Origin of the sequence: Pseudoalteromonas sp. MB41, from assembly GCF_020966275.1 — a bacterium.
Taxonomy (GTDB): domain Bacteria; phylum Pseudomonadota; class Gammaproteobacteria; order Enterobacterales; family Alteromonadaceae; genus Pseudoalteromonas; species Pseudoalteromonas lipolytica.
This window is the reverse complement of record NZ_JAJJZF010000059.1, coordinates 1-1,588: the sequence shown is the minus strand read 5'-3', so window position 1 is coordinate 1,588 and position 1,588 is coordinate 1. Positions and strand designations below refer to the sequence as shown.

General features: G+C 37.9%; 2 protein-coding genes and 1 pseudogene. All 3 read right to left on the bottom strand.

Annotated elements, in window-relative coordinates; genetic code table 11:
• Nucleotides 1-556, bottom strand: a pseudogene (locus LPA49_RS22110) (hypothetical protein); the annotation flags it as partial.
• 73 nt (nt 557-629) lie between these two features.
• Complete coding sequence (locus LPA49_RS22105; RefSeq protein ID WP_230237773.1) at nt 630-818, bottom strand: hypothetical protein; 189 nt, start codon at nt 816-818, stop codon at nt 630-632.
• 52 nt (nt 819-870) lie between these two features.
• A partial coding sequence (locus LPA49_RS22100; RefSeq protein ID WP_230237772.1) for a hypothetical protein occupies nt 871-1,588 on the bottom strand: 718 nt, incomplete at its 5' end.

Here is a 1,588-nt window from a genome sequence, read left to right as displayed (position 1 = left end):
TGGCTTTAGCGTAAAACGCCTCGATATCTGAGAACGGAAATGTCGCATGACCATGCTCATTCTTTTGCGCATTATCAACCGACCAGGTAAAGCTTACCGTTTGATTTATGCGGTCAAAATACACCTCACGTCGAGGTAAAATGTAGCGTGCTAAAATAGGCCCGAAGTTGAGGAAGAAAAGGTTAAAGCCAATTGCAGGTAATACAAACCAAAACGGAAAATCTTCTGGGGTGGATGTAAATTGTGAATAAAACCACACCCCAAAAAATATAATGGACATAAAAGTTAGCACTGCCCCCATCAATATAGGCCCTAATGTTAATGCAAGCATCGCATCATTTGCTTTTTGGAAACCTAAATAACGACCTTCGTTATCAATACAATTTGAATCTTTAAACCTTCTTTTTTCATCCTTTAAGACTAAAATTTTTACTATTTGAAAACCCATTAAATCAGTGAATTTATTAAACCTCTTTTTCGAAAAAAAATTTTTAAAATTCTGCGAATTTTCCATCACTCTTGCATTCATTTTTGCGAATCTATACGAAATAGACATAGCTATCCTTATAATTTTAGAGTTTCTGTGTGCCTATCAATGGCTTTTTCGGGGTTGTCTCTTCTAAATTCTTCTATTCGCACCACTGGTTAATTGCGTTAATACGATTTTCTCTTTTAATTTTTTCTCGTTCTTCATGAGTTAAACCGTCGTTTTGTTCAGCAATATAGCGTTTAAGCTCCTCATCACTAATAAGGTTATCAAGTAAGTCATCCAGTTTGTTTGATTTTACTGGGCTTTTATCATCACTACTCATTGTCATTGCTATCTACATTCCTTGTTATTTAACCAATCCATTTTAAATATCTTAAAACCTAGACACCCATTGCTATTTGCCTTAATAATGTTTTTGTTAACCGCTTCCAATAAGGCGTTGTATCGGGCTGATTTAAGTTTTCGTCAATTGGCCATTTTTCCCATGGTCTGGTGATTTCTTCGTTTGCCCAGCGTTTAGGGTTGGTTATTGCACCATCAAAGTTAAAGCGATAAATATCGTTATCAAGCTGTTCTTCTATCTGCTGCATTTGTTTGTAACTCATTAAGCGCCAATACTTTTCTGGGCGGTTATTCTGTTTATCAAAATCGCGTGTAACTGGGTCTAAATGACGAAACGGCTCTATTTCAGGTGAGTCAACTAATGGTTTGCTTAAATCCATAAAGCGCACCACGCGCTCCCATGTATAACGACAGTAGTTTGGATTTTGTGGGTTGTCTTTAACGCGAATTTCACTAAACGCACCACGGTGGTTGCTGTAATCTTTATGAGCCACATACATCGCATGGGTGACACCATGTCCTTGTGAATGGTTGGCTTTAGCGTAAAACGCCTCGATATCTGAGAACGGAAATGTCGCATGACCATGCTCATTCTTTTGCGCATTATCAACCGACCAGGTAAAGCTTACCGTTTGATTTATGCGGTCAAAATACACCTCACGTCGAGGTAAAATGTAGCGTGCTAAAATAGGCCCGAAGTTGAGGAAGAAAAGGTTAAAGCCAATTGCAGGTAATACAAACCAAAACGGAAAATCT